At 40.2% G+C, this 23,429-nt stretch carries 25 protein-coding genes; 6 read left to right on the top strand and 19 right to left on the bottom strand.

What is annotated here, in order from left to right; all coding sequences use genetic code 11:
- Positions 1-102: 102 nt before the first annotated feature.
- On the top strand, positions 103-1,203 hold the full coding sequence (dprA, locus tag WC743_RS16725; protein WP_373013671.1) for a DNA-processing protein DprA: 1,101 nt from the start codon (positions 103-105) through the stop codon (positions 1,201-1,203).
- A 2-nt stretch (positions 1,204-1,205) separates the two neighbouring features.
- On the opposite strand, the gene WC743_RS16720 is transcribed toward dprA, so the two are convergent.
- The 6 genes from WC743_RS16720 to sppA form a co-directional block, all read right to left on the bottom strand.
- Entirely contained in the window at positions 1,206-1,679 is a 474-nt protein-coding gene (locus WC743_RS16720) for a histidine phosphatase family protein (RefSeq protein ID WP_373013669.1), read from the bottom strand.
- A 65-nt stretch (positions 1,680-1,744) separates the two neighbouring features.
- Positions 1,745-2,716 (bottom strand): glycosyltransferase family 9 protein, encoded by a 972-nt coding sequence (locus tag WC743_RS16715; RefSeq protein ID WP_373013667.1) that lies wholly within the window; start codon positions 2,714-2,716, stop codon positions 1,745-1,747.
- Between the two features lie 2 nt (positions 2,717-2,718).
- The gene (gene rfaE2, locus WC743_RS16710; RefSeq protein WP_373013665.1) at positions 2,719-3,222 is read right to left on the bottom strand and encodes a D-glycero-beta-D-manno-heptose 1-phosphate adenylyltransferase; all 504 of its coding nucleotides are present in this window, start codon (positions 3,220-3,222) and stop codon (positions 2,719-2,721) included.
- A 17-nt stretch (positions 3,223-3,239) separates the two neighbouring features.
- Positions 3,240-3,794, bottom strand: a complete 555-nt coding sequence (gene gmhA, locus WC743_RS16705) for a D-sedoheptulose 7-phosphate isomerase (protein WP_373013663.1) — start codon at positions 3,792-3,794, stop codon at positions 3,240-3,242.
- Between the two features lie 128 nt (positions 3,795-3,922).
- Positions 3,923-5,599 (bottom strand): helix-hairpin-helix domain-containing protein, encoded by a 1,677-nt coding sequence (locus tag WC743_RS16700; RefSeq protein ID WP_373013661.1) that lies wholly within the window; start codon positions 5,597-5,599, stop codon positions 3,923-3,925.
- A gap of 285 nt (positions 5,600-5,884) precedes the next feature.
- Positions 5,885-7,657 carry a signal peptide peptidase SppA gene (sppA, locus tag WC743_RS16695; RefSeq protein ID WP_373013659.1) on the bottom strand — a complete coding sequence of 591 codons (1,773 nt, stop codon included), beginning with the start codon at positions 7,655-7,657 and terminating at the stop codon, positions 5,885-5,887.
- 87 nt (positions 7,658-7,744) lie between these two features.
- On the opposite strand from sppA, the gene folK reads away from it, so the two are divergent.
- Together folK and WC743_RS16685 are read left to right on the top strand one after the other, a co-directional pair.
- Positions 7,745-8,224, top strand: a complete 480-nt coding sequence (gene folK, locus WC743_RS16690) for a 2-amino-4-hydroxy-6-hydroxymethyldihydropteridine diphosphokinase (protein WP_373013657.1) — start codon at positions 7,745-7,747, stop codon at positions 8,222-8,224.
- Between the two features lie 22 nt (positions 8,225-8,246).
- A complete protein-coding gene (locus WC743_RS16685; RefSeq protein WP_373013655.1) occupies positions 8,247-8,624 on the top strand; it encodes an Hpt domain-containing protein in 378 nt (125 codons plus the stop codon).
- 94 nt (positions 8,625-8,718) lie between these two features.
- Here WC743_RS16685 and purS read toward each other — a convergent pair whose 3' ends face one another.
- The 3 genes from purS to rho form a co-directional block, all read right to left on the bottom strand.
- On the bottom strand, positions 8,719-8,976 hold the full coding sequence (gene purS, locus WC743_RS16680; RefSeq protein ID WP_373013653.1) for a phosphoribosylformylglycinamidine synthase subunit PurS: 258 nt from the start codon (positions 8,974-8,976) through the stop codon (positions 8,719-8,721).
- Positions 8,957-9,679 (bottom strand): CDP-diacylglycerol--serine O-phosphatidyltransferase, encoded by a 723-nt coding sequence (pssA, locus tag WC743_RS16675; RefSeq protein WP_373013651.1) that lies wholly within the window; start codon positions 9,677-9,679, stop codon positions 8,957-8,959. The genes purS and pssA overlap by 20 nt, the downstream gene beginning before the upstream one ends.
- An 89-nt stretch (positions 9,680-9,768) precedes the next feature.
- Complete coding sequence (gene rho, locus WC743_RS16670) at positions 9,769-11,412, bottom strand: transcription termination factor Rho (protein WP_373013649.1); 1,644 nt, start codon at positions 11,410-11,412, stop codon at positions 9,769-9,771.
- Between the two features lie 256 nt (positions 11,413-11,668).
- Between rho and pyrF the strand changes: the two genes are divergently transcribed.
- Positions 11,669-12,499: an orotidine-5'-phosphate decarboxylase gene (gene pyrF / locus WC743_RS16665; RefSeq protein ID WP_373013764.1), complete on the top strand. Its 831-nt coding sequence runs from the start codon at positions 11,669-11,671 to the stop codon at positions 12,497-12,499.
- 131 nt (positions 12,500-12,630) lie between these two features.
- On the opposite strand, the gene WC743_RS16660 is transcribed toward pyrF, so the two are convergent.
- Entirely contained in the window at positions 12,631-13,164 is a 534-nt protein-coding gene (locus WC743_RS16660) for a pyridoxamine 5'-phosphate oxidase family protein (protein WP_373013647.1), read from the bottom strand.
- A gap of 244 nt (positions 13,165-13,408) precedes the next feature.
- The gene (locus tag WC743_RS16655; RefSeq protein WP_373013646.1) at positions 13,409-14,776 is read right to left on the bottom strand and encodes an exonuclease domain-containing protein; all 1,368 of its coding nucleotides are present in this window, start codon (positions 14,774-14,776) and stop codon (positions 13,409-13,411) included.
- A 159-nt stretch (positions 14,777-14,935) separates the two neighbouring features.
- Between WC743_RS16655 and WC743_RS16650 the strand changes: the two genes are divergently transcribed.
- Positions 14,936-15,574: a hypothetical protein gene (locus tag WC743_RS16650; protein WP_373013644.1), complete on the top strand. Its 639-nt coding sequence runs from the start codon at positions 14,936-14,938 to the stop codon at positions 15,572-15,574.
- 44 nt (positions 15,575-15,618) lie between these two features.
- Here the strand turns inward: WC743_RS16650 and WC743_RS16645 are convergent, their stop codons facing one another.
- Entirely contained in the window at positions 15,619-16,266 is a 648-nt protein-coding gene (locus WC743_RS16645) for a hypothetical protein (protein WP_373013642.1), read from the bottom strand.
- Positions 16,267-16,324: 58 nt separating this feature from the next.
- Positions 16,325-16,531 carry a hypothetical protein gene (locus tag WC743_RS16640; RefSeq protein WP_373013640.1) on the bottom strand — a complete coding sequence of 69 codons (207 nt, stop codon included), beginning with the start codon at positions 16,529-16,531 and terminating at the stop codon, positions 16,325-16,327.
- Between the two features lie 165 nt (positions 16,532-16,696).
- Here WC743_RS16640 and WC743_RS16635 point away from each other — a divergent pair, with 165 nt between their 5' ends.
- Positions 16,697-17,026, top strand: a complete 330-nt coding sequence (locus WC743_RS16635; RefSeq protein ID WP_373013638.1) for a YegP family protein — start codon at positions 16,697-16,699, stop codon at positions 17,024-17,026.
- Positions 17,027-17,117: 91 nt separating this feature from the next.
- Here WC743_RS16635 and yidC read toward each other — a convergent pair whose 3' ends face one another.
- The 6 genes from yidC to WC743_RS16605 form a co-directional block, all read right to left on the bottom strand.
- Positions 17,118-18,950, bottom strand: a complete 1,833-nt coding sequence (gene yidC / locus WC743_RS16630) for a membrane protein insertase YidC (protein WP_373013636.1) — start codon at positions 18,948-18,950, stop codon at positions 17,118-17,120.
- A 44-nt stretch (positions 18,951-18,994) separates the two neighbouring features.
- Entirely contained in the window at positions 18,995-19,489 is a 495-nt protein-coding gene (locus WC743_RS16625) for an SRPBCC domain-containing protein (RefSeq protein WP_373013635.1), read from the bottom strand.
- A 20-nt stretch (positions 19,490-19,509) separates the two neighbouring features.
- A complete protein-coding gene (locus tag WC743_RS16620; RefSeq protein WP_373013633.1) occupies positions 19,510-21,120 on the bottom strand; it encodes a CTP synthase in 1,611 nt (536 codons plus the stop codon).
- Positions 21,121-21,652: 532 nt separating this feature from the next.
- The gene (locus WC743_RS16615) at positions 21,653-21,895 is read right to left on the bottom strand and encodes a hypothetical protein (RefSeq protein WP_373013631.1); all 243 of its coding nucleotides are present in this window, start codon (positions 21,893-21,895) and stop codon (positions 21,653-21,655) included.
- Positions 21,896-21,914: 19 nt separating this feature from the next.
- Positions 21,915-22,295 (bottom strand): hypothetical protein, encoded by a 381-nt coding sequence (locus WC743_RS16610; protein WP_373013630.1) that lies wholly within the window; start codon positions 22,293-22,295, stop codon positions 21,915-21,917.
- A 415-nt stretch (positions 22,296-22,710) separates the two neighbouring features.
- Entirely contained in the window at positions 22,711-23,325 is a 615-nt protein-coding gene (locus tag WC743_RS16605; protein ID WP_373013628.1) for a deoxynucleoside kinase, read from the bottom strand.
- Positions 23,326-23,429: the final 104 nt, after the last annotated feature.

Below are 23,429 nucleotides of genomic sequence, written 5' to 3'. Positions count from 1 at the left end.
CCTCACCCTGCCCTCTCCAAAAGGAGAGGACTATATAGATGGTTTTGTTTATTTATTGCTAATTATTTTAGGATTATTTATATTTTAGAGCTCACAATTATCATGTCGATACTACACCAGCTTGCTTTAACTTTTATTAAGAATATTGGCCCTTCAACCGCCAGATTGCTGTTAGCACATATAGGAGATGCCGAAACTATTTTCAAAACCAATAAGGCAAAATTTATAAAGGTGCCCGGCATCGGCGAAAAAACAATTGGTCAGTTAGATTTTGATGAAGGGATAAGAAAAGCCGAAGCCGAGCTGAAAAACATCGAAAAGAATAATATCGACGTAATTTTTTATACCGATGCCCGTTTCCCGCGCAGATTAAAGAACTGCCACGATGCGCCTATACTGTTACATAGTAAAGGTAACGCCAACTTTAATATGCACCGCGTTGTAAGCATAGTAGGTACACGCAATGCCACTGATTATGGCAGGCAGCTTTGTAAACAACTGGTTGAAGAACTAAAAGAATACAACACTTTAATAGTAAGCGGCCTTGCCCTGGGCATTGATGTTGCCGCCCATAAAGAGTCTATAAAATTAGGCGTGCCAACGGTGGGTGTTTTAGGCCACGGATTAGATAAATTATACCCAAGCCAAAATCGGGCAACAGCCGAAAAGATGCTGGAAAATGGCGGTTTGTTAACTGAATACCCATTTGGTACCGTCCCGGACAGGCAGCATTTCCCCGAACGTAATCGCATTGTGGCCGGCATGGCCGATGCTACCGTAGTGGTAGAGGCAGGGCTTAAAGGCGGGGCCCTGATCACTGCCGAAATTGCTAATTCTTATAACCGTGATGTTTTTGCTTTCCCCGGCAGGCTGGGGGATGAGTATTCTGAAGGATGCAACTTTCTGATAAGGAATAACAAAGCCGCTTTGCTAACCTGCGTTGCCGACCTGGCTTACAGCCTGGGTTGGGAAAAGAATAGCGACCTGAAAGGCGCGCCGGAGCAGTTAATGTTGCCCATTGATCTATCGGTACAGGAAAAAGCCATTTATGATATTATCCAACAGCATAAAGCGCCGCTGCCTATTGATGACCTGTCTATAAAGGCCAATATGCCTGTGAGCCAGTTAGCTATGACCCTGCTTGATATGGAGTTGCAGGGTTTTATCCGCTCGTTGCCGGGTAAAGCTTATTGTATTAATTAATGCTATTCGGGCGAAGCGTACCAATCCAGGTCGCCGGTATTGCTGCTGATGGCTTCCCATTCGTCAAACTCAAAAGATATTAAAGCCACCGTGCAGGTGGGCATATCAAGGTATTTACCGGTTAGCAAAAATAGCAGGCTACTTATATCGGGGTTGTGGCCAACAAGTGCAATGCGCTCCACTTCGTCGGGGAACTTGTTGATGATCTTTAACAGTTTTTTTTCATTCCCTTCATAAATAGTCCCTTGTGTTTGCGGGGCAGGCAAATCTAATATATCTGTAAAAATGGTGGCTGTGGCTTTAGCTCTTTCTGCTTCACTACTGATAATGAGCTGTGGAACATGCCCTGCTTTTTTTACCTTGTTTGCCATCTGCTCGGCATCTTTTAATCCTTTCGGACTTAGTTGTCGTTCAAAATCTCCTTTGATTGATTTATGCAGGGCATTGGCGTGGCGTACCAGCAAAAGTGTTTTCATCGGCTACAGACTAAAAAAGGGGAACGGTACGCACCTCTTTTTGTTTCAGAATATTTTTATTTCTGTTATAAACGATTGTTTATAAAAGTAGTAATTGGTTCTTCAGGGATCTCCTTCATGCATTTAAAATGGCCAAGCGGGCATTTTTCCAAGCCGAATTTTGAGCAGGGGCGGCAGTACAGGTCAATGCCCGCAACCAACACATCTTTAACCATATAGGGTTGTACGCCTAACAACTCGGGTACGGTACCACCCCAAACAGATACGATGGGCTTGTTAAAAGCTTCGGCAATATGGGTAAGGCCGGTATCAAAACCTATAATCGTTGCAGATTGCGATACCAAAAATACCGACTCATCCAGCGATGTTTTACCGCATGCATTATAAATATTGGGGCCGATAGCTGCGGCAATTTCATCGCCATTAGCTTTAACATCATCGCCACCCAGCAAAACAACAGGGTGTTTTAGCTCCCGGCAAATGCTGATGATCTTATCATTTGGCATCCGTTTGGTAAAATGTGTAGCGCCAATTACAAATGCTACATAGTTATTTTGGTGCGATGCAGGCAGCAGATCAGCCAGTTGATGATGGGCTTTAATGTAGTAATCAATAGGCTGCCCATCGTTCGTCACCCCTAAAAATTGAACAGCCCGCATATAGCGGTCAACCAAATGAGTAGGTGCTACCAGCTTTAAGTTAAACTTTAAGCTGAGCCACTTGCGTATGGTTTGCTTTTTATAAGTGGACGATTTGATGCCGGTGCGCAGTTTAATAATAGTTGTACGCAGGTTATTGTGCAGGTCAATAATATGATCGTACCCTTCGGTTTTTATCTCGGCTATAGTCTCTGATAACGAAGGCTTTAGCAGCAACAGCTTATCAACATAAGGGTTATTATCGTATATATACTTGAATGCTGGTTTGGTAATGAAATGCACTTCGGCACCGGGAAGCTGCATTTTGAGGCAACGTACAACAGGCGTTGTATAAATAATATCGCCCATTGAGCTAAAGCGGATAACCAGTACTTTCATGGCTATGCCATCTGGCTCTTTATTTTATTGATGATATTGGTTGATGAATGCCCTTCAACCAAAGTAATGGTTTTTACCTCGCCGCCGTTGGCTAAAACCTCTTTAGCGCCGGCTATATTTTCAACCGAATAATCGGCGCCTTTCACCAGTATATCAGGCAATATCTGAGTGATGAGGTTAAGCGGGGTATCTTCTTCAAAAACCACTACGGCATCTATAAAATACATAGCAGCCAACAAGGCAGCGCGATTATTTTGATCGTTAACCGGACGGTTTTCGCCTTTCAGGCGTTTTACAGAAGCATCGGCGTTTAGTCCAATTATCAGTTTATCGCCCAGTTCGGCGGCTTTTGCCATGTAGGTAATGTGGCCTAAGTGCAGCAGATCAAACACGCCATTTGTAAAAACTATCTTTTTCCCCTCACTTTTCCAGGTGTTTACCTTACCTAAAAGTGTTGGCAGATCGGTTATCTTATTCAATAATGTTTGCTCCAGGTGAGTTTGCATACGGTAAAATTAATGATTTAAAACAGATCATCCACAGCCTTACAAAGGATATGGCCCACAAGAATATGCATCTCCTGGATGCGGGCGGTAACGTTTGATGGTATCACTATATTCACATCACAAAGTCCATTCATTTTACCCCCGTCACGACCGGATAGCCCCAGCGTTTTACAGCCAATTTCTGTTGCCGCTTCAAAGGCGTTTAAAATTCCCTGACTGTTTCCACTGGTCGAAATTCCGATAAACAGATCGCCGGGTCGGGCCAATGCCTCTACCTGACGTGCGAAAACATGGCTATAACCGTAATCATTAGCTATGGCAGTTAAAGCCGACGTATCAACCGTTAAAGCAATACCGGGCAAAGCTTTACGCTCTTTTACAAACCTGCCGCTTAGCTCTGCTGCTATGTGCTGCGCATCTGCAGCGCTGCCGCCGTTACCGGCAATTAAAACCTTGCAGCCATCATTTATAGTAGTGATGATCAGCTCACAAGCCAACTCAATATCGGGCGCTAGCGTGTCAATTACTTTCTGTATTAAAAGCTGATGTTCCTTAAGTTCTTCAATAACCATTTAAATAGAAGTGAAATGTAAATTATATACATTCTTTATTGTAGAGACACAATATTTTGTGTCTTCTGCATAATATTAATTATTAAAAATTGCATGTAGTTAGAGACGCAAAATATTGCGTCTCTACATTATTTTGGCTTTTTTAGTTCAAAAACCTTTTTAATTTCATTTAAAGATAAAGCATTTAAGCACATTTCTTTAGTAAGGCCGCCTTTACGGCCAACATTCACACCAAATTCCATATCACGAAAACCACTATTACGGTGTGCATCGGGGTTAATAGATAACATTACATCCTTATCTAAAGCATATTGGTGCCAGCGCCAATCCAAATCAAGGCGTAAAGGGTTGGCATTTATTTCAATAACCACTTTATTAGCTGCACAGGCATCAATTACCTTTTTATAATCGATACTGTACCCTTTACGGCTCAGGAGCAACCTGCCGGTTGGGTGCCCTAAAATGGTAGTATATGGGTTTTCAATAGCTTTAATTAAACGCGCGGTAGCTTTTTCTTCCTGCATTTTAAGGTTGGAGTGTATTGATGCTACTATAAAATCAAACCGTTTCAGTATCTCTTCCGGGTAATCAAGTGAGCCATCATTCAATATATCCGATTCAATGCCTTTAAATATATGAAAGCCATCTAATTTTTTATTCAGATGATCTATTTCTTCCTGTTGCTGCAGCACCCTTTCAATACTTAATCCCTTGGCGTAAAAAGCGCTTTTACTATGGTCGCACATGCCCAAATATTCCAGCTTTAATTCGTCGCGGCAGTACAGTGCCATTTCTTCCAGGGTATTTACACCATCGCTCCAGGTGCTGTGGTTGTGTAAAGTACCCTTAAGATCGTGGTAAGTAATTAATTTGGGGAGGGCATTATCGTAAGCCTTTTTAATAAAGGTATCGCCTTCGCGCAGCTCAGGTGGTATCCAGGCAAGCCCGGCTTTTTGATAGATCAACTCCTCGCTTTCGGGCTGTTCAAGATAGTCGCTTATCCGTTGGGTTACTGCCTGTACATGTTCTTCGTTACCGGTATTAATAAAAAGCTCTTTATAATATTCGCCTTTGTCAACACAAATAATGTCAACCAGCAGGCCATTGCTTAATTCGCCGCCAATATGGGTGCCGCTTAAGGTAACATTTTGTAAAATATCAGATTGTGCCAGTGCATTATAGGCCACTTGCTGATTAAGGCTGCCTACCACAATTACCAGTTCGCTAATGATCTCATTTAACCGGCGAAAATCCCCGGCAAAATGCTTCAAAGCTTCAGGAAAGATGCCCCTTATCTCGTTCATTAATAAATTAGCTTCCTCTTTTACTTGCGCGTAAAGGAACTTGCCATTGCCAGCCATCCTGAATTCGATGACTTTTTTGATCTCTTCCTGCGTTTTCAGTCCGAAACCTTTCGCTTCGATCAGGCGGTTCTCATTACAGGCATAGTAAAGCTCGCCAACGTTCTCAATACCCAGGTCTTTCCAAATAATGGCTACTTTTTTTGGGCCGATACCTTTAATGCCCATCATTTCGACAACACCTTCGGGGGTATCTGCAAGTATATTTTGTAGTTCGGTCATGGTGCCGGTTTCCAGTATTTCGGCAATTTTGGTGGCAATACTTTTACCTATACCATCAATTTTCTCCAGTTCATCCAATTTTTTGCCCGCAATAGGGAAAGGCAGCTTATCTACCTTGAAAGCGGCATTGGCTATTGATTTAATTTTGAAGGGGTTTACCTCATGCAATTCCATTAATTGCGATAGTAAACGTAGCTGACGCGCTATGGGTTTGTTCTCCATAATTTGGTTTGGCAGTAAAAATACAAAAGCCGAATGTAAAAATGCCTTTTATTTATAATTGGTATACCATAATAACAGCGACATGATTGGTGTGTTTTAACTATAATGCTTACAACTTTGTAATTCATTAAACCACAGAGTTCACAAAGGAGAAATCACAAAGTACGCTAAGACATTAATACTTACTAATACTTAGATCCATAACTTTGTGTCCTCTGTGGTTAATTTTCTTCAAACAAAAAAGCCACCCATTACAGGCGGCTTTCAATCAAAACATTAATAAAACTATTTTATTACAATATCATAAGGCATACGTGCCTGTGGTGTGCGCATCATTTTGGTTACCCCTTTAATTTGCTCGTAATAGCGGTAGTTTTCGCCAAGTTCGGCTTTAACAAAATGCGCTTTCACTTCGGAGGTTAAACCCTCGCCAAATTTATTCAGGATACTTTTTTGCTCGGGATAGGATACCAGTTTGTAATCTTTAATATTAGCTTTTTTAGCAGCAGATTTTACCGCGTCGCTAATATTTCCTAAGCGGTCAACCAGTCCAATTTTTACTGCCTGTGAGCCCGTCCACACACGGCCCTGGCCAATGCTGTTAATATATGCCTGTGTTTTACCGCGGCCCTCGGCTACTGCTTTGGTAAATGTATCGTAACCATGGTTCACGCTTTTTTGCAAAATGGCTTTTTCATCAGGTGTTAACGGGCGGCTAACATCGCCCAGATCTGCATACTTGCCGGTTTTTACACCATCAAACGTGATACCCAATTTGTCGTTAAACAGTTTTTGCAGGTTAGGCAACACCGCGAAGATGCCTATAGAGCCTGTTATAGTGTTTGGTTCGGCAATAATAGAATCTGCCGCGCAGGCTATATAATAACCACCTGATGCAGCTACATCGCCCATAGAAACAATAATAGGTTTTACCTTTTTGGTAAGCATCACTTCGCGCCATATTACATCAGACGCCAGCGAGCTGCCGCCCGGAGAATTTACACGGAGTACTACTGCTTTTACTTTATCATCCAAACGTACCTTGCGGATAGCTTTAGATATCTTTTCAGATCCAATATTGTTATCGTCACCATCGCCGCCGCTAATTTCTCCTGATGCATAAACAATGGCGATACGGTTTTTAGAAGTGTTTACTGTACTGTTGTCAGTTTTAGAACTGCTTTTGGCATAATCGGCCAGTTCAACGTTGTGAAGATCTTTTTTCTGGTCGATACCGGTGCGTTGTTTTAACTCGGTTAATATCTCGTCCTTATATTTAAGGCCATCAACCAGTTTATATTTCAGGGCGTCTTCCGGCTCTTGTATTATGCCGTTGTTAGCCAGGTTAAATAATGAATCTTTATTAATATTACGGTTTTTGCTGATACCGGTAAGGAAATGATCATACAATGATCCTAAGTAAGAGGTTACCTGCAGGCGGTTGGCATCGCTCATTTTAGTTAATATTAAGGGCTCAACCGCGCTTTTGTAAGTGCCCACTTTAATGATCTGTGCTTCGATGCCCAGCTTATCAAGTGCGCCTTTCAGGAAAGTGACCTCAGAGCTGAATCCCTTAAATTCAAAAAATCCTTTTGGGTTTAAGTACACTTTATCGGCAACAGATGCTAAATAATAAAAGCCCTGGGTATACACTTCTGAGTAGGCGATTAAAAACTTGCCTGATTTTTTAAAATCAATAAGCGCGTTACGAATTTCTTCGGTAGTGGCCTGGCCGCTCATCATGTAGCTTTCGTCTAAGAAAATGCCCTTAATGTTATCATCTGTTTTGGCCTTTTTAATATTGGCCAGTATATCATTTAAACCAACGGCTTTTTCGCCATCAATACCTAAAAAGCCTAAACCGGCAAACGGATTATTGGGCGTACGCTCTTTAATGTCGTAATTTATTTTGATGTGTAATAAAGAATTTGAATCAACCTCAACGGCTTTATCGCTGCTTGCAACCGCTATAATTCCGGCTATAATAAATATAGAGACGATGCTTACTATTATAATACCAACAATGGTAGCCAGTACAAATTTGAAAAATTGTTTCATTAACTGTTATAAATCTTTTATATATGCAAACTTAGTAATTACACATGGTATAATGTTAAGAGCCTCACCTATAATAATTGTTACAACATGATTAATGTTTTTTTACTGTTAGGCAGTAATTTAGGTAACCGCGAAGCGTATTTGCAAAAAGCGATACAGCTAATTGAACAGAATATTGCGCCCTTAACAAATGCATCGGGCATATATGAAACCCAATCATGGGGGAAAACAGATGAACCCGACTATCTGAACCAGGTTGTACAGCTAAATACGGATTTGTCTGCAAAAATTGTGTTGGAGCGGATCTTGGATATCGAGATAATGCTTGGCCGCAAACGGGATGTAAAGTGGGGATCGCGCATAATTGATATAGATATTTTATTTTATGGCGATAATATTATTAACGAACCGGGGCTGATAGTTCCACATCCTGAATTGCATAACCGGCGCTTTACCTTAGAACCATTAGTAGAATTGGCCCCTGATTTTATCCACCCTATACTAAAAAAGAATATTTTAAATTTGAAAAGCGAATTAAAAGACAGCTTGATTGTAAAAAAATTATAATTTTGATACTTAAACCTTTATAATGCCAGACTCTTTACCAAACCAGGACCTTGATCTTGCGTTCTTATATGAAATTGCCGATGGGAGCGATGAATTCATTGTAGATTCTATCACCATGTTTTTAGATCAGACACCTCAGCTACTGGATACAATAAGCAGTGCTATATCTGCACAGGACTGGGCTACAGCAGCGGCTGCTTCGCATAAACTAAAACCTAATTTGGGATTTTTTGGCATGCCGCAAAGCCAGGCCAATATACAGGAGGTGGAGATATGGTGTAAAGCCGGAGGCGAAAACGTTGATGAGATCACAACCAAATTCAATGATGTAAAAAGCGTGATTACTTCAAACTTGATTGAGCTTGAGAAAATAAAAGCAGAGAAAGAAGCGAATTTATAAGCCGAAAGCGAAAAATATATAAAAGAAAAAGGCAGCCAAAATGGTTGCCTTTAATGCTTACAAACTATTGTATTAAAGATTTTAGCGTTATGCTTTAAGCTATTTCTTGCAGTTTAAAGCTGTAGCTTTCCATTATAAGGTTAGCTAAAAGATTTTTGCAGGCTTCATCAACTTTTGCGTTTGCGGTTTCTACACTATCAGCTTCAATTTCTAAAGAGATGTGTTTACCAATACGTATGTTGTGAATTTCAGATAAGCCCAGGTTTTTCATGCTACCGGTAACTGCCTTTCCTTGCGGGTCAAGTATTTCTTTTTTAGGCATTACATCAATTTCAGCCAGGAACTTTGTCATTTGTAAATTTAAGTTGAATTAAAGAAAGGGTGATATACATTACTATAACCACCGGAACTGCGGCAAATTTAAAAAATAGAATGAGTATTGCCGAAAACAGCAGCAATAAATAGCGAAAAATATTTTTGTTGAAATCGCTGTTCTTAAATTTAAGCGACATCAATGGTATTTCGGCAACCAGAAGGGTACACATTACCACAATAAAACAGGTTAACCCGTATGGGTTTAAAATGTAAGGCGCTATGCTGTTGTATTGCTGTAGTATTAAAGGAATGGAGGCTATCAGAATGGCGTTTGCCGGGGTAGGCAGGCCTATAAAGCTTTCGGCTTGCCTGGAGTCGGTATTGAACTTTGCCAGTCGCAGGGCCGAGAAAACGGGTATCAGGAAGGCTATAAAGTTCAGATACTCACTTACATGGTTTATTTGCGGCGCCTGTAACAGCAGCTCATACATTATAGCCGATGGTAATACACCAAAGCTTACCATATCGGCTAATGAATCCAGATCTTTACCTATGCCGGAATATGATTTAAGCACACGTGATGCAAACCCGTCAAAAAAATCAAATATTGCTGCCAGGAAAATGGCATATGAAGCAAACACAAGATTATCCTGAAAGGTAAACACGATGCCTATACAGCCACTAAACAAATTAGCGCATGTTATAGCATTTGGAAGGTGTTTTTTTACACGTCTCTTCATCACGTTATGAAGGTATCATAATTTTCTTAAAATGCACGAAGTTATAAGTTAACATTATGCTAAATTATAACTCCTAATGCATAAATATATTATGAATTCATTGATATCAAGAATTCCTCGTTAGTTTTTGTACCCCTTATCTGTGCCTGTAAAAACTCCATAGATTCTTGCGAGTTCATATCAGCAAGATGGTTACGCAGTATCCAGATACGTTGCAGGGTGTCGCGGTCAAGCAATAAATCGTCACGACGGGTGCTTGATGCGGTGATATCAATAGCAGGGAAGATACGTTTGTTAGATAATTTTCTATCCAGTTGCAGCTCCATGTTACCGGTACCTTTAAATTCTTCAAAGATAACCTCATCCATTTTAGAGCCGGTTTCGGTAAGTGCTGTAGCAATTATGGTTAATGAACCGCCATCTTCAATATTACGGGCCGCACCAAAGAAACGTTTAGGTTTATGCAACGCGTTGGCATCAACACCACCTGATAATATTTTACCTGATGCCGGTGCAACCGTGTTATAAGCACGTGCCAAACGGGTGATAGAATCTAAAAGGATAACTACATCATGGCCGCACTCTACCATACGTTTTGCTTTTTCAAGCACAATGTTGGCAATTTTTACGTGGCGTTCTGCAGGCTCATCAAACGTTGATGATACCACTTCGGCACGTACGCTGCGGGCCATATCTGTTACCTCCTCAGGGCGCTCATCAATCAAAAGAATGATCAGGTAAACTTCGGGGTGGTTTTTTGCTATCGCGTTAGCCACATCCTTTAACAACATGGTTTTACCTGTTTTAGGCTGGGCCACAATTAAACCACGCTGCCCTTTACCAATTGGCGAGAACAGGTCCATGATACGGGTTGAATAGTTACCGGCATCAGTGAACAGGCTCAATTTCTCAGATGGGAAAAGCGGCGTTAAGTGATCAAAAGGGACACGGTCACGCACTTCGGCAGGTATACGGCCGTTAATGGCTTCTACGCGTACCAGCGGGAAATATTTTTCGCCTTCTTTTGGAGGGCGGATGCTGCCGCGAACGGTATCGCCGGTTTTTAAACCGAATAATTTTATTTGCGACTGCGATACATAAATATCATCAGGCGAGGTAAGGTAATTATAATCAGACGAGCGCAGGAAACCATAGCCATCAGGCATAATTTCCAATACACCTTCATTAACAATTACGTTATCAAAGTCAAGATTAATGGCCGGCTCCTGGTTTTTTTGCTGGTTGTTAGCACGCCTGTCAAATTTTTGAGGGCGGGTATCGGTTGTTACCGGCTGGTCTGCCTGTTCAGTTCTAACAGGCTGGCCATCTTCAGCAGTAACAACTGCTGCAACAGGTTGTGTAGCAAAGTTGTCGGGCGGGTTATTTTGTAACTCCTCTTCTTCATCCTGCTCCTGCTCAAATAGGTTGGTATCATTTAAAGGAACTTCAACACGAGGTTCATTCTTTAATTTTACAACCCGGGTTCTTTTGCGTGTTTTTTCGCCAATATCGGCGGTTTCAACAGCTACGGCAGGTTCAGTAATTTTTTCAGAGTAGTTATCATTAACAACATTTTGTTGGTTCCGGGCGGCTTCAATTAGTTGTTGCTGTTTAACAATTGCAGTTATCAGCTGGGCTTTTCTAAGCTCATCAGCTTCAGCGATTCCTAAACTTTTTGCAATATCGCGCAACTCAGAAACGAGTTTGTCGTTCAATTCGATGGTATCAGACATGAGATGAAATATAGTTCAAAAGGATTTTTTAATTTTGAAAGAAATTGTTGTTTAACCCTGTAATGCAAAAATTAAGCCCAGGCAAGTATTAGAATAATAATAAAGTTGGTGATCAATTGTTTCTTTAGTGCAAGAAATGCAAGGGAAAACAATGCAATTTTAATGAAATTATCTTAAAATGCAAATTTATATAAAAAAAATCATCTATTAACCTATTTTTTTAGATTTTTGCCGGAGCAAAAAACGCCTTCTAATGATATCACGCCAACAACTAATAGAACAGATCAAACTAAAGAAAACCTTTTTATGTGTTGGGCTGGATACCGATCTTGATAAGATCCCCGAATTTTTAAAACAATACCCTGACCCGGTTTTTGAATTTAACAAGCGTATTGTTGATGCTACACATGACCTGTGCATATCTTACAAGCCCAATGCGGCCTTTTATGAAAGCCGCGGTTTAAAAGGTTTGCAAAGCCTCATATCCACTTATGAATACCTGCCTAAAGACTGTTTATCTATCATTGATGCCAAGCGCGGTGATATAGGCAACACATCTGATAATTACGCCAAAGCATTTTTTAATGAAGAGGCATCGGGCATGGGCTTTGATGCCATTACTGTTACACCATATATGGGTAATGACAGCGTTACACCTTATTTAAAGTACGAAGGTAAGTGGGTTATACTGCTTGCGCTCACCTCATCAGTAGGTAGTAAAGACTTCCAGTATCTGCAAACCGGAGATGGTTACCTGTTTGAAACTGTTATACAAAAGGCCAATACCTGGGCCGGAGCAGACAGGATAATGTTTGTGGTAGGTGCCACTAAAAGTACCGAGTTTACGAATATTCGTAAATATGCGCCCGATAACTTTTTACTGGTGCCCGGTGTAGGTGCACAGGGCGGCAGCCTTGAAGAAGTGTGCAAGTATGGTATGACGCCTGATTGCGGATTGATAGTAAATGCATCGCGTTCTATTATTTACGCAGGCAACGGTGAAGATTTTGCCGATGCCGCACGTGCGGAGGCCTTAAAATTACAGCAGCAAATGCAAGCTGAGTTGGAGAAGGCCGGGATAATTTAGGGTTTGTTCAATAGCTTTGATGGTAAGCTATCATGGTTTGATAAGTATTTGAAGATTAAGTTGATGCGGGTTGGTTAAGCTATTAGAACCTATCTAATCATCGACTTACTTAACCAACCCGATCAACTGTATCATACCTGGAGCTTGCCCTCTATAGAATCATCAAGGGTTTTACCTAAAGCAGCACCAACAAGCTGTTTTGCAAATGCTATTGCGTTGCCATGTTTATTATCCCAGTAATAGCCTTGCGTTGGCGATACTTTTATAATGGATATCCTTGGGTCATCAACACCCTCTGTAAACCATGTTTTTAATATCGGTTCCCATAATTCTTTGATTTTTTCCTTATCCTCAATGATCTCCGCTATGCCGTAAACGTTCAGGAAATCAGAATATTTAGATCCCTGGAAAAGTAGCTGTACCATTGGGTCTGTTTCAATTTCCATGTTCTTGTGGCTATCGTTAGGACTCAGGAACCACAGATCACCATTGTCGTCAATTTTTTGTGGCGACATAGGGCGGGTAGAGAAAGGCAACCCGGTTTTAATGTTGCTGCAAAAAAAGCAACTCACGCCTTCGGCCATTTCCTTAAGTTTTTTCCAGGCCTCGTTGCCTTCTAAATTCTGAAAATTATCTTCAGGCTGTTGCTGATTTATGCTATCCATAATTATTGGTTTATAGTATTAAATGATAATATATTAACCTTAAGGAAATATAATTGTTTTGAAGATGCGGGAAGGATTGGCTGGTGAATTGATATTAGTGATAACGTTGTGAGGAGACTGGCTACGACACACCTGAAAAAAGGGTCAGTCTGAGCTTGTCGAAGACCGTGCAAAGCCCTAACCGCTAATGGTTCGACAGGCTCAGACTGACAAATTGGACAGGCTCATCACGACAAGAAGAGAATTACGCCGAAAAACTCACTTTGCGTTCCGGGAAACGGCTGGCATATCCGGTCACAATATTTTTGATGTAATCATTACCGGGATAAGGGGTAAGGTAGTTCTTCAATGCCTGAATATTATCGGCATCGTAATAATGCGAAATGTAGCCCATGCCATAAAAACGACCTTCTTCTATCAGGATACAGCTGTGCTCATCATCAGTACGCCCTTCATCGCGGATAGCAAATGTAGGGAGGGCTTTTTTCAGCTCATCAATAGCGGCAGATACTTTTTGATTGTAGTTATCCGGTGTTTCATGTCCCTCACAGGCACATGAGCCTGCATTGCCGCCGTTGCAGGGTTGGTCGTTCTTTTGTACAAAGCACAGTTTGGGGCACAGGTCAAAGGTCTCAATCAGTTTGGTTAACAGGTTATGGCCCTCAAGCAGCGAGTTGCAGGCATATACCGATGGCATATGTTTACGGTGTTTATCAACCGCCAGGCGCATGTAGCCACGCTGATCTTCAAAGGCGTAAAGGCCGTAAGTGTTTTCAAAGCGTTTAAGCGACCGGTTATATTTTGGCCAAAGGCGTTTTATTTCCACTGCTTCCAGTACAAAAGCAATTAGCTCCGTACCGCAAACCTGGTGACTGATACGATATATATTACGTAAAAACTCCTGGCGCTGCAGGTTGGGATTGTTGCCGGTGAAGTGACTGCATACCCTTTTCTTAATGTTTTTTGCTTTGCCTACATAAACCACTTTACCTTTTTGGTCATGAAAGTAATATATGCCCGGCGATGATGGCAAAGCTTCAATATCCGCTTTAGGCAGGTTAGCAGGCAATACTTGTTCTTTTGAATTTTGCTTTAAAGCCTGGCTTATGTGGTTATCGGTATCGTTCTTTAAATAAAGTCCGAATAGTTGTGCTGTAGCCTCGGCATCGCCCATGGCACGGTGCCTGCTGTTATTGGCAATGCCCAGGTGGGTACAAAGCTTGCCCAGGCTGTATGATAGCAGGCCCGGCATTATCTTACGGCCTAGCCTTACGGTGCAAAGCTTGTTGGCCTGCAATTCGTAGCCTGCGGCGTTGAGATGGTATTTTAAAAACGAATAATCAAAGTTTACGTTGTGGGCAACAAATACCTGCCCTTTAAGCATGTGGTAGATCTCGTGTGCAACATCTTCAAAAAGCGGGGCATCCTGTACCATCTCGTTAGTGATCCCCGTTAACGCGCGAATATAAACCGGGATATCCCGCTGAGGGTTTACCAGTGTTTCAAAACGACGGGTAATCTTTTTACCATCGTGTATGCAAATTGCAATTTCTGTTATGCCATTTGCGCTGGCATGCCCCCCGGTAGTCTCAATATCCACAATTGCATACATATAGCAAATGTAAATATTAATTGCTAATATATTTAGTTGAAAATGTTAGAAAAGTTAGAAAGTTTATTTCGAATAAGTTCGATAAATAATAAATATTAATCATTAATGGTTTGTGCATATATTACGCAGTTATTAATTAAAACCTAAAACCTAATCTTTATGAAACAATTTTTTACACTATTGATTTTATTTTCTACGCTATTTTTCACAACGGCTTTCGGTCAAGCCAAGCAGATTTATGAGGCCCCAAATTTGAAAGCTATAATTGAAAAGCAGAAAATAGTTGCTATTTTACCTTTAAGAGTTACCATATCGCATAAAAAATTCCCTAAAAATTATAATGCAGCGGATAATGCCGTACAAGAAAAAGACGAAGGGATTAATATGCAACAAGGAATGTATACTTACTTGTTACGAAAAGCAAATAACTATATTGTTTCATTTCAAGATGTACAAAGAACCAATATATTATTAAAACAAGCTGGCGTGTTTGAGAAGCTTGACTCAATTACTGCCGATTCGTTATCCAAAATTTTAAAGGTAGATGCTATCATACAATCCAGTTATGCTTATCAAAGAACCGGAAGCGAAGCGGCCGCAATTGCCAAAACACTTGTTTTTGGTTTTGGTGGTAGTACAGCATCCGGTTCATTAACCATGCAAATAAACAATGGCCTTGATGGAAATTTGATATGGCGTTTTTATAAGCAAATGAATGAAGGTATGTTTTCAAGTGCTGATGAGGTTATGGAAAGAATGATGAAGAAAGTAGCAAGAAATTTTCCTTACGAAAAATGATAAATAAAAACCCCTGCAGTAAATGCTGCAGGGGGGTAATTATATTACTCTGTTCTTTTAATGTATTCTTTATAACCACTTGGTGATAGGGTATATTTTCCTCCTCTCGGGCCCAGGTAAATAGTTCTTCCTTTAGCATCGGTACCTATTGCCTTATCAGCAGATTTGTTTTCTGCTTGTGCATAGGTTTTAGGTGTTTTGGCTTTTTCTATTTTATTTGCAGTTTTGGCTTTTGTTTCTTTAACTGTGGTTGCCGTATTATCAACGTTTTCATCAACTTTGGTTTTAGCAACTTTAGTTTTAGTACGGGTTTTAGTTATTTTATCATCAGCTTTAGCTTTGCTGTCTTTAACTTCAGCAGTAACCTTATCCGCTTTATCATCGGCTTTAGCTTTGGCCTTTTCGGCTTTTGCATCGGCCTTGGCCTGTGCTTTTTCGTCAGCTTTAGCTTTGGCCTTTTCGACTTTTGCATCGGCTTTGGCCTGTGCCTTTTCATCAGCTTTAGCTTTAGCCTTTTCGGCTTTTGCCTGCGCTTTTTCCTCGGCTTTATCAGCAGCCGATTTATCAGCCTTGGCTTTCGCTTTTTCTGTTTTATCTTTCGCTTTTTTTGCTGCATCTGTAGTTTGCGCAAATGTGTTTTCAATTGCTATAAGCATAAAAAATGATAATAGCAGGGCAAATATTTTTTTCATGTTTTAAAAATTTGTAATAATTAATTGATAGGTAATTGAACCTTCGCGCGGCATAGGTTTAAAAAATATTCCCCAATTTGCCTTTTAAATCACCAAATAAATCATCAAACGATGATGATCCGTCGTTTAAGAATGATTCTATTTTTTCGCCCAATCCCATTGGTAATTTATCTTTTAAATGAGATATAACTGTATCAATAGCGCTACGTGCCTTATCGGTTGAAATCCCAGTTTTTTCCGATACAATCTGAATAAGCTCTTCCATAATTTTAATGCTTTATAGTTGATTGATGTTGTTAATTATTAAACAATATACAAAAATGATGCTTTATAAGAATATTTTTTATTTGTGATTTAATTTATTTAATCCATAACTTTAATTTATTGCAATATTGCAGCTTTGTTATATCATTTTTTAAAAAAAACTATTATGGGAAAATTTGCAACAAAAAGGGGAAAAGATGGTCAATATTATTTTAACCTATTAGCTACCAATGGGCAGGTTATACTATCAAGCGAGGGGTATACAACAAGTAGTGCTATGCACAGTGGTATTGAATCGGTAAAGAAGAATGCTACGGATGATAACCGTTTTGAAAAGCTCACCTCAAAAAGTGAGAAGTATTATTTTAATTTGAAAGCCACGAATGGACAGATTATTGGGAAAAGTGAATTGTATGAAAGTACGTCTGGCAGAGAGAATGGCATTGAATCGGTAAAGAAAAATGCTCCTGATGCTACTGTGATAGAAGAAGAGTGATTTTATTAGCCTGTAATAAGACATTTAAATTTATCAATAAAAAAATCCCGGTTGCATACACAACCGGGATTTTTTACTAATTTTTCCTTAATTATTTCTTCTTAGTTTGCACTTGTTGTTGCTGGCGCATCATTTCTTCTAATTTGGCACCAAAGCCTGATTTTTTCTTTTTAGGATCTTCCGGTTTCTTTTTGTTCTCCTGGATCTGGGCATGGATCTTTTTATCATCAACCATTAATTTAATAAGGTACTGCTGTAAAAAGGTAAGCATGTTAGCTAAAAAGTAATAATAATTTAAACCTGAAGGGTAAACATTAAGTGTAGCAAAGAAAATAATAGGTGTTATATAACCTATATATTTCATTTGGCCGGTAGCACCCGAGATTTGATTGTTGAAATACGTATATATCAATGTAGATATGGTCATCAGCAAGCACATTAAACTTATATGGCCGCCAATTATAGGTAGAGGGCTAAAAGTTATTATGGCATCGTAAGTAGACAGGTCATGCATCCACAAGAAAGCCTGTCCTCTCAGCTCAAATAAGCTTGGGAAAAAGCGGAAGAACGCGATCACTATTGGCATTTGCAGCAGCAGTGGTAAACATCCGCCCAATGGGTTTACACCTGCTTTTTTGTAAAGCTTAAGGTATTCCTGCTGTAAAAGGGTAGGGTTATCATCACCAACTTTAGCCTTGATCTCGTCCATCTCAGGCTTAAGCACACGCATTTTGGCCATTGATAAGTACGACTTATAAGTAAGCGGCGAAAGAACCAGTTTCAAAATAACGGTCAATGCCAGAATAATGATCCCGTAGTTCCAGCCAAATTGTTGCAGGAAGTTAAATACAGGCAATACCGCAAACCTGTTAATATATTTTAACGGTCCCCAGCCCATACCAATTTGCTTCTGCAGATCGGAGCCTTGTTTTTTTAATGTTTCGTAACGGTTAGGGCCAAAATAGAAAGTTAACGGATAGCTGCCATCTGCGCTGCGTGCAAGCGTGGCGCTTGCCTTCATGTTTTTAATAACCGCATGGTTACTGGTATCATGGCTCACCACAAAGTTAGATTTACTAAAGCCGTCTTTACTGATCAACACCGATGAAAAGAAGTGCTGCTTAAAAGAAAACCATTGCGTTTTACTCTCCGGGAAAGCCTTTTCCTGGTCTTTAGTATCGCCTATATCATTATTATCACCATCAAAATTGTTATAATAAATAGATGAATACTGGCGCTCCTGGTTGATGTCTATTTCCTGCTTTAACGGGTTGCTTATCCAGTTAAGGTTAACTGTACCGCTGTTGGCAATTACCTGGTCAAGGCCTACCGGTTTAACCGTTAACCCAACTTTATAACCTGTGCCGTTAAGCGAGTACACATAATCAATATACTGCGTAGGGCTATAGCTTAAGCGCATGGTAATTGATGATGAATCTTTATCGGCTACCTGCAATACTTTAGCACTTGGGGTAAAGTAAAGTTCATCAGTATTGATGTTTTTACCGCCGGCGCTAAAAATTAAGCCAAAATGATTGTCCTGGCCGTTAAAAAGGATAAGCGGCTTTTTATCAAAGGTTTTAAATTCCTTTAACTCTGCAGAATATACACGTCCGCCCTTTGTTGAAAGCTTTAGGCGGATATCTTTATTTTCGAGCGTAACAAATTGTTCAGTGCCTGCGGTTGCAGCACCAAAAGGTGTTTTTAAAACGGCCGAATCAACAACTGTTGTTTTTTTAGCTGTATCAAATTTTGCTGTATTTGCAACCGCAGCAGGGGCAGTTACACCTGTTTTTTTAAGCGAATCAAGGTGAACTCTTTCTTTCTCTTTCTTTATATCGGCCTCAGATGGCTTCATAAAGTATATTGAGGCGCCCATGATGAGCATGATCAGGAATAATCCTGTAAACGTATTTTTATCCATTATCTATTGTATCGTATGATCGGTTCTTTTTAATTAAGCAACGCCTAATTATTGATCATCACTGTTAAATTTTCGTCTTTATTTCTTAAATCAATCCCACCCTCGTAAACCGACTTTAAGTTGGTAAGGTAAAATGCCCATCCGTTTGCGCAGCCTAATCTGATATTCTTTTTAGAGTTGTCGTCGGTAGGAATGTTACGCTGTGTTAATTCAATTATCGTATAGCCATCTTGTTCTTCAAGATTTATATCAACAATACATTCTCCTTCAAAGGTAAAGCGGATATGGTTCTTCCCATTGGCGTCCAGTATCCTGCCCGGCATATCATCTGGGAATAAAAACCAATACCATTTATAAGTGCAGCCCTGGGTTACCGGCGTATTGGCGCCAAGCAAATCACCCTCTGCATCATAAAACTCAGCTTTCTCTAAAAACCACTTTTCAATTTCGGCAGATAGGGTCCAGGCGGAATAGATGTCTGCCAGATTTGCCTTAACAGCAATTCTTTTTACAAACGAGGTCCAATCAAAATCTTTCATCCTATCTATTATTTAAGCACTTACTTCTTACGGGCGTAAGCCAGTGAAGCGGCGACAAAGTTAATAAAAAGTGGATGCGGATTAGCAACTGTTGATTTTAATTCGGGATGAAATTGTGCACCCACAAAAAACGGATGGTTTTTTAACTCTACAACTTCAACCAGATTATTTTCTGGGTTTATGCCAGATGGGGTTAAGCCCGCGGTTTCGTATTGTTTTAAATAAGCGTTGTTAAACTCATAGCGGTGCCTGTGGCGTTCGCTAATTTGTGTTTTGCCGTATGCAAGGGCAGCTTTGCTTCCTTTTTTAAGATCGCACGGGTAAGCGCCTAAACGCATGGTGCCGCCTTTGTTCACAATGCTTTTTTGATCTTCCATCATCGCTATAACCGGGTGAGGGGTCTCAAAGTTCATTTCGGTACTGCTGGCGTTTTTTAAGTTTAATACATTGCGGCCAAATTCAACAACGGCGCATTGCATACCTAAACAAATCCCAAAGAATGGGATATTATTTTCGCGTACGTAACGGATAGCCTCAATTTTTCCTTCAAAACCACGCTCGCCAAAGCCCGGCGCAACTAATACACCATGCAGACCGCGCAGTTTTTCAACAGCGTTTTCAATGGTTAATTGTTCTGACGGGATGTACTGTACTTTTACCTTACATTCGTTTTTAGCACCAGCATGTATAAACGATTCTATGATTGATTTATAAGCATCGGGCAGCTCTACATATTTACCTACCAGGCCAATTTTTACTTCGGATGTAGGGTTTTTTAAGCGGCCTAAAAAGTCTTTCCAGCTCTCCAGGTCAGGCTCATGCTTAAGCGAAAGCTTCAGCTTGGTTAGTACTGTTTTATCTAATTGTTCTTTTAGCATCAGCAATGGCACATCATAAATGGTTGATGCATCCATTGATTCGATCACCGCATTAATGTTTACGTTACAAAATAATGCGATTTTTTTTCTGATATCCATATTAATATGGTGCTCGGTACGGCAAACCAGTATATCTGGCTGTATACCATACTCCAGCAGCATTTTAACAGAGTGTTGTGTAGGCTTGGTCTTTAATTCGCCGGCAGCAGCAAGAAAAGGGATCAATGTAAGGTGGATAACCAGCGCGTTGCTTGAACCCACTTCCCACTTAAACTGGCGCACAGCCTCTACAAACGGTAACGACTCAATGTCGCCAACTGTACCGCCAATTTCAGTTATTACAATATCGTAATCGCCGGTTTCGCCTAATATGCGCATGTTGCGTTTAATCTCGTCGGTAATGTGCGGTACCACTTGTACTGTTTTACCTAAAAAAGCGCCTTCGCGTTCGCGATTTATCACGTTTTGATAAATACGGCCGGTAGTAATATTATTGGCTTTTGAAGTAGGCGTGTTCAGGAAACGCTCATAATGGCCAAGGTCAAGGTCGGTTTCGGCGCCATCCTCGGTAACATAGCATTCGCCATGTTCATAAGGGTTTAAAGTTCCCGGATCAATGTTAATGTAAGGATCGAATTTTTGAATGGTTACGCGGTAGCCACGTGCCTGAAGAAGTTTAGCTAATGAGGCAGATATAATGCCTTTCCCTAATGACGAGGTAACGCCACCCGTAACAAAGATGTATTTAGTCATGATTTTTTGAAATCCGGTCAGCGGTTTTTATGCCGAAACCAATTGTTTGTGTACGGGATACAAAAGTAGGAAAAATTGCGGATTTTGGGTTATAAAAAATGCTTTTGTTGGAAAGTTAACAATTGTTGACAGGTTGAAGTTGTTGTAATGAGTTGTAAATGTTAGAGATTGATGAAAAGACTTCCTCGTGAGGTTTTCTCGCAAAGACGCAAAGGATTGAATGCATCACAGGGGCCTTTTCAAAAGATCCTTGCGCCGTTGTTGGTGTTGTCACCAACAACATTTAGGACGGCTGAGTAAATGCAATTTAGAATGCATGGCGGCTTGTTGGTGACAACACCAACAAGGGCACAGTGGTGCGGTGATAACACCGACCACAGGCTAAAGGGCAATAATCACTCGTCTGTACAATGTCACTTGCTGACAAGGTACCATTATTATCCTTATCCCCGAAAACAGCCCTGATATTACCAGGTGGTCTACTACGCGATATTCCAGTATATAAACCCCTGACGATGGCAAGGAACCGGTCTCAATTAAGGTCTAAGTTACGCTGCGCTAAACTTAGACCAGTTGGGGGGCCGTTTCGCTCTCTTGCTGAAAACATAACATTCATACTTGGAATGTCTACATTCATCACTTTTAATTTACTTTTTGTAAACCTAAGATCATAATAATTTTCTTCATAAGTGACATTGGTATAAAACGCTTCTCCAATTCTTTTAAGGTTAATTGCAGATGGTGAAGTTGGGATTAGAACTCCGCCGTCTCCCATTCCCCCCTGATTGGCAAAATCATCTAACCTTTAAATAGTTAATATCGCTATCGCTATTGATCTCTATCTCTATGATTCCTTTGTAAGAAATATTCACCTTAGTGATTCTTGTCCCAGAATCAATAGGCAAATCTTGTGCATAAGATTTAAAATCATAAAGTCGAATAGTTCCATAAGAATAGTCCCATCGTCCTTTTTGTATTTTAAGGCTATCTCGCACAAGGACTTTATGAATATAATGGAAGTCATTATATAAAAAAACACTGTCTACTACATTTTTTTCATTGGAAATATAAATTCCAGGTAAAGTACTTTGTAAAGGGTGACAACCATAAAATAATATAAATAGGAAAGCCAAAACAACTATGAGTTTGACTATCATTTTCTTTCTACGTACCATATAAAACGTTGATAAATTGTGCTTTGCTGCGTGAGTTGACCGGGACTTCTAGGCACACCATGTACCCACGGCAAATGGAAATAAAGTGAATGTTGGTCTGTCGTATTATCTAATTGCAATCGTAACATATTGCCAATTGGAGTTACGGACATTTCAGCCTGTGGTCGGTGTTATCACCGCACCACTAATGTACATTAAATATGTTCCATATAATGAGTTATCAACCCATGGAGTTCCTTCAGCCTGTGGTCTGTGTTATCACCGCACCAACAATATTTAGGACGGCTGAGTAAATGCAATTTAGAATGCATGGCGGCTTGTTGGTGACAACACCAACAAGGGCAAAGTGGTGCGGTGATAACACCGACCACAGGCACAATGATATAAGTTAATTTACTCTGCCGTCGCTCGGCTTCTAAAACAATCCGTTTATTTCGCGTTCAATAAGGTTAACAATGGTGCCCATATCTTCGGGGTTGTTGGCAAAATCAAGGTTATCTTTATCCAGTATCAGCAATTTACCCAGCTTGTAGCCTTTTATCCATTTATCATACTTCTCGTTTAGTTTAGATAGGTAATCTATACGGATGCCAATCTCATACTCGCGGCCACGGCGCTGTATATTGTTTACCAGGGTAGGCACGCTTGCTTTAAGGTATACCAGCAGATCAGGCGGTTTAATAAACTCGGTTATGTTATCAAACATGCTTTGATAGTTCTCATAATCGCGGGTGGTCATGAGGCCCATATCATGCAGGTTTTCGGCAAAGATGTAGGCATCCTCGTAAATGGTCCTGTCCTGTATAATATCAAGGCCGCTTTTTTGAATTTCAACTATCTGGCGATAGCGGCTGTTAAGGAAATAAATTTGAAGGTTAAAGCTCCAGCGTTTCATTTCGTTGTAAAAGTCTTCCAGGTATGGGTTATTGTCAACCGCTTCATACATGGGTTCCCAACCGTAATTTTTCGCTAACATTTCTGTTAATGTGGTTTTACCCGCGCCAATATTTCCTACAATAGCTATGTGCATATATGTTTTTTTGTCTGAATCAGAATTTCCACAATTTACAGAATTAACCGAATTATTGAAATCTTAATTCTGTAAATCCAATAATTCTGTAAATTCTGTTTCAG

The organism is Mucilaginibacter sp. (assembly GCF_041660805.1).
GTDB lineage: Bacteria > Bacteroidota > Bacteroidia > Sphingobacteriales > Sphingobacteriaceae > Mucilaginibacter.
Note: the sequence above shows the minus strand (reverse complement) of the source record. Positions and strands in the feature narration are given on the sequence as shown.

What these genes read in the sequence shown, in the direction of transcription:
- WC743_RS16660 (WP_373013647.1), bottom strand. Translation starts at nt 13,164, where the DNA reads ATGGATAGCATAAATCAGCAACAGCCTGAAGATAATTTTCAGAATTTA.
- WC743_RS16650 (WP_373013644.1), top strand. Translation starts at nt 14,936, where the DNA reads ATGAAACAATTTTTTACACTATTGATTTTATTTTCTACGCTATTTTTC.
- purS (WP_373013653.1), bottom strand. Translation starts at nt 8,976, where the DNA reads ATGACAAAGTTCCTGGCTGAAATTGATGTAATGCCTAAAAAAGAAATA.
- pssA (WP_373013651.1), bottom strand. Translation starts at nt 9,679, where the DNA reads ATGAAGAGACGTGTAAAAAAACACCTTCCAAATGCTATAACATGCGCT.
- rho (WP_373013649.1), bottom strand. Translation starts at nt 11,412, where the DNA reads ATGTCTGATACCATCGAATTGAACGACAAACTCGTTTCTGAGTTGCGC.
- WC743_RS16640 (WP_373013640.1), bottom strand. Translation starts at nt 16,531, where the DNA reads ATGGAAGAGCTTATTCAGATTGTATCGGAAAAAACTGGGATTTCAACC.
- sppA (WP_373013659.1), bottom strand. Translation starts at nt 7,657, where the DNA reads ATGAAACAATTTTTCAAATTTGTACTGGCTACCATTGTTGGTATTATA.
- gmhA (WP_373013663.1), bottom strand. Translation starts at nt 3,794, where the DNA reads ATGGTTATTGAAGAACTTAAGGAACATCAGCTTTTAATACAGAAAGTA.
- WC743_RS16715 (WP_373013667.1), bottom strand. Translation starts at nt 2,716, where the DNA reads ATGAAAGTACTGGTTATCCGCTTTAGCTCAATGGGCGATATTATTTAT.
- WC743_RS16605 (WP_373013628.1), bottom strand. Translation starts at nt 23,325, where the DNA reads ATGCACATAGCTATTGTAGGAAATATTGGCGCGGGTAAAACCACATTA.
- WC743_RS16700 (WP_373013661.1), bottom strand. Translation starts at nt 5,599, where the DNA reads ATGGAGAACAAACCCATAGCGCGTCAGCTACGTTTACTATCGCAATTA.
- folK (WP_373013657.1), top strand. Translation starts at nt 7,745, where the DNA reads ATGATTAATGTTTTTTTACTGTTAGGCAGTAATTTAGGTAACCGCGAA.
- WC743_RS16620 (WP_373013633.1), bottom strand. Translation starts at nt 21,120, where the DNA reads ATGACTAAATACATCTTTGTTACGGGTGGCGTTACCTCGTCATTAGGG.
- WC743_RS16625 (WP_373013635.1), bottom strand. Translation starts at nt 19,489, where the DNA reads ATGAAAGATTTTGATTGGACCTCGTTTGTAAAAAGAATTGCTGTTAAG.
- WC743_RS16615 (WP_373013631.1), bottom strand. Translation starts at nt 21,895, where the DNA reads ATGGGAGACGGCGGAGTTCTAATCCCAACTTCACCATCTGCAATTAAC.
- WC743_RS16720 (WP_373013669.1), bottom strand. Translation starts at nt 1,679, where the DNA reads ATGAAAACACTTTTGCTGGTACGCCACGCCAATGCCCTGCATAAATCA.
- dprA (WP_373013671.1), top strand. Translation starts at nt 103, where the DNA reads ATGTCGATACTACACCAGCTTGCTTTAACTTTTATTAAGAATATTGGC.
- WC743_RS16610 (WP_373013630.1), bottom strand. Translation starts at nt 22,295, where the DNA reads ATGGTACGTAGAAAGAAAATGATAGTCAAACTCATAGTTGTTTTGGCT.
- yidC (WP_373013636.1), bottom strand. Translation starts at nt 18,950, where the DNA reads ATGGATAAAAATACGTTTACAGGATTATTCCTGATCATGCTCATCATG.
- WC743_RS16685 (WP_373013655.1), top strand. Translation starts at nt 8,247, where the DNA reads ATGCCAGACTCTTTACCAAACCAGGACCTTGATCTTGCGTTCTTATAT.
- WC743_RS16635 (WP_373013638.1), top strand. Translation starts at nt 16,697, where the DNA reads ATGGGAAAATTTGCAACAAAAAGGGGAAAAGATGGTCAATATTATTTT.
- WC743_RS16655 (WP_373013646.1), bottom strand. Translation starts at nt 14,776, where the DNA reads ATGTATGCAATTGTGGATATTGAGACTACCGGGGGGCATGCCAGCGCA.
- rfaE2 (WP_373013665.1), bottom strand. Translation starts at nt 3,222, where the DNA reads ATGCAAACTCACCTGGAGCAAACATTATTGAATAAGATAACCGATCTG.
- WC743_RS16645 (WP_373013642.1), bottom strand. Translation starts at nt 16,266, where the DNA reads ATGAAAAAAATATTTGCCCTGCTATTATCATTTTTTATGCTTATAGCA.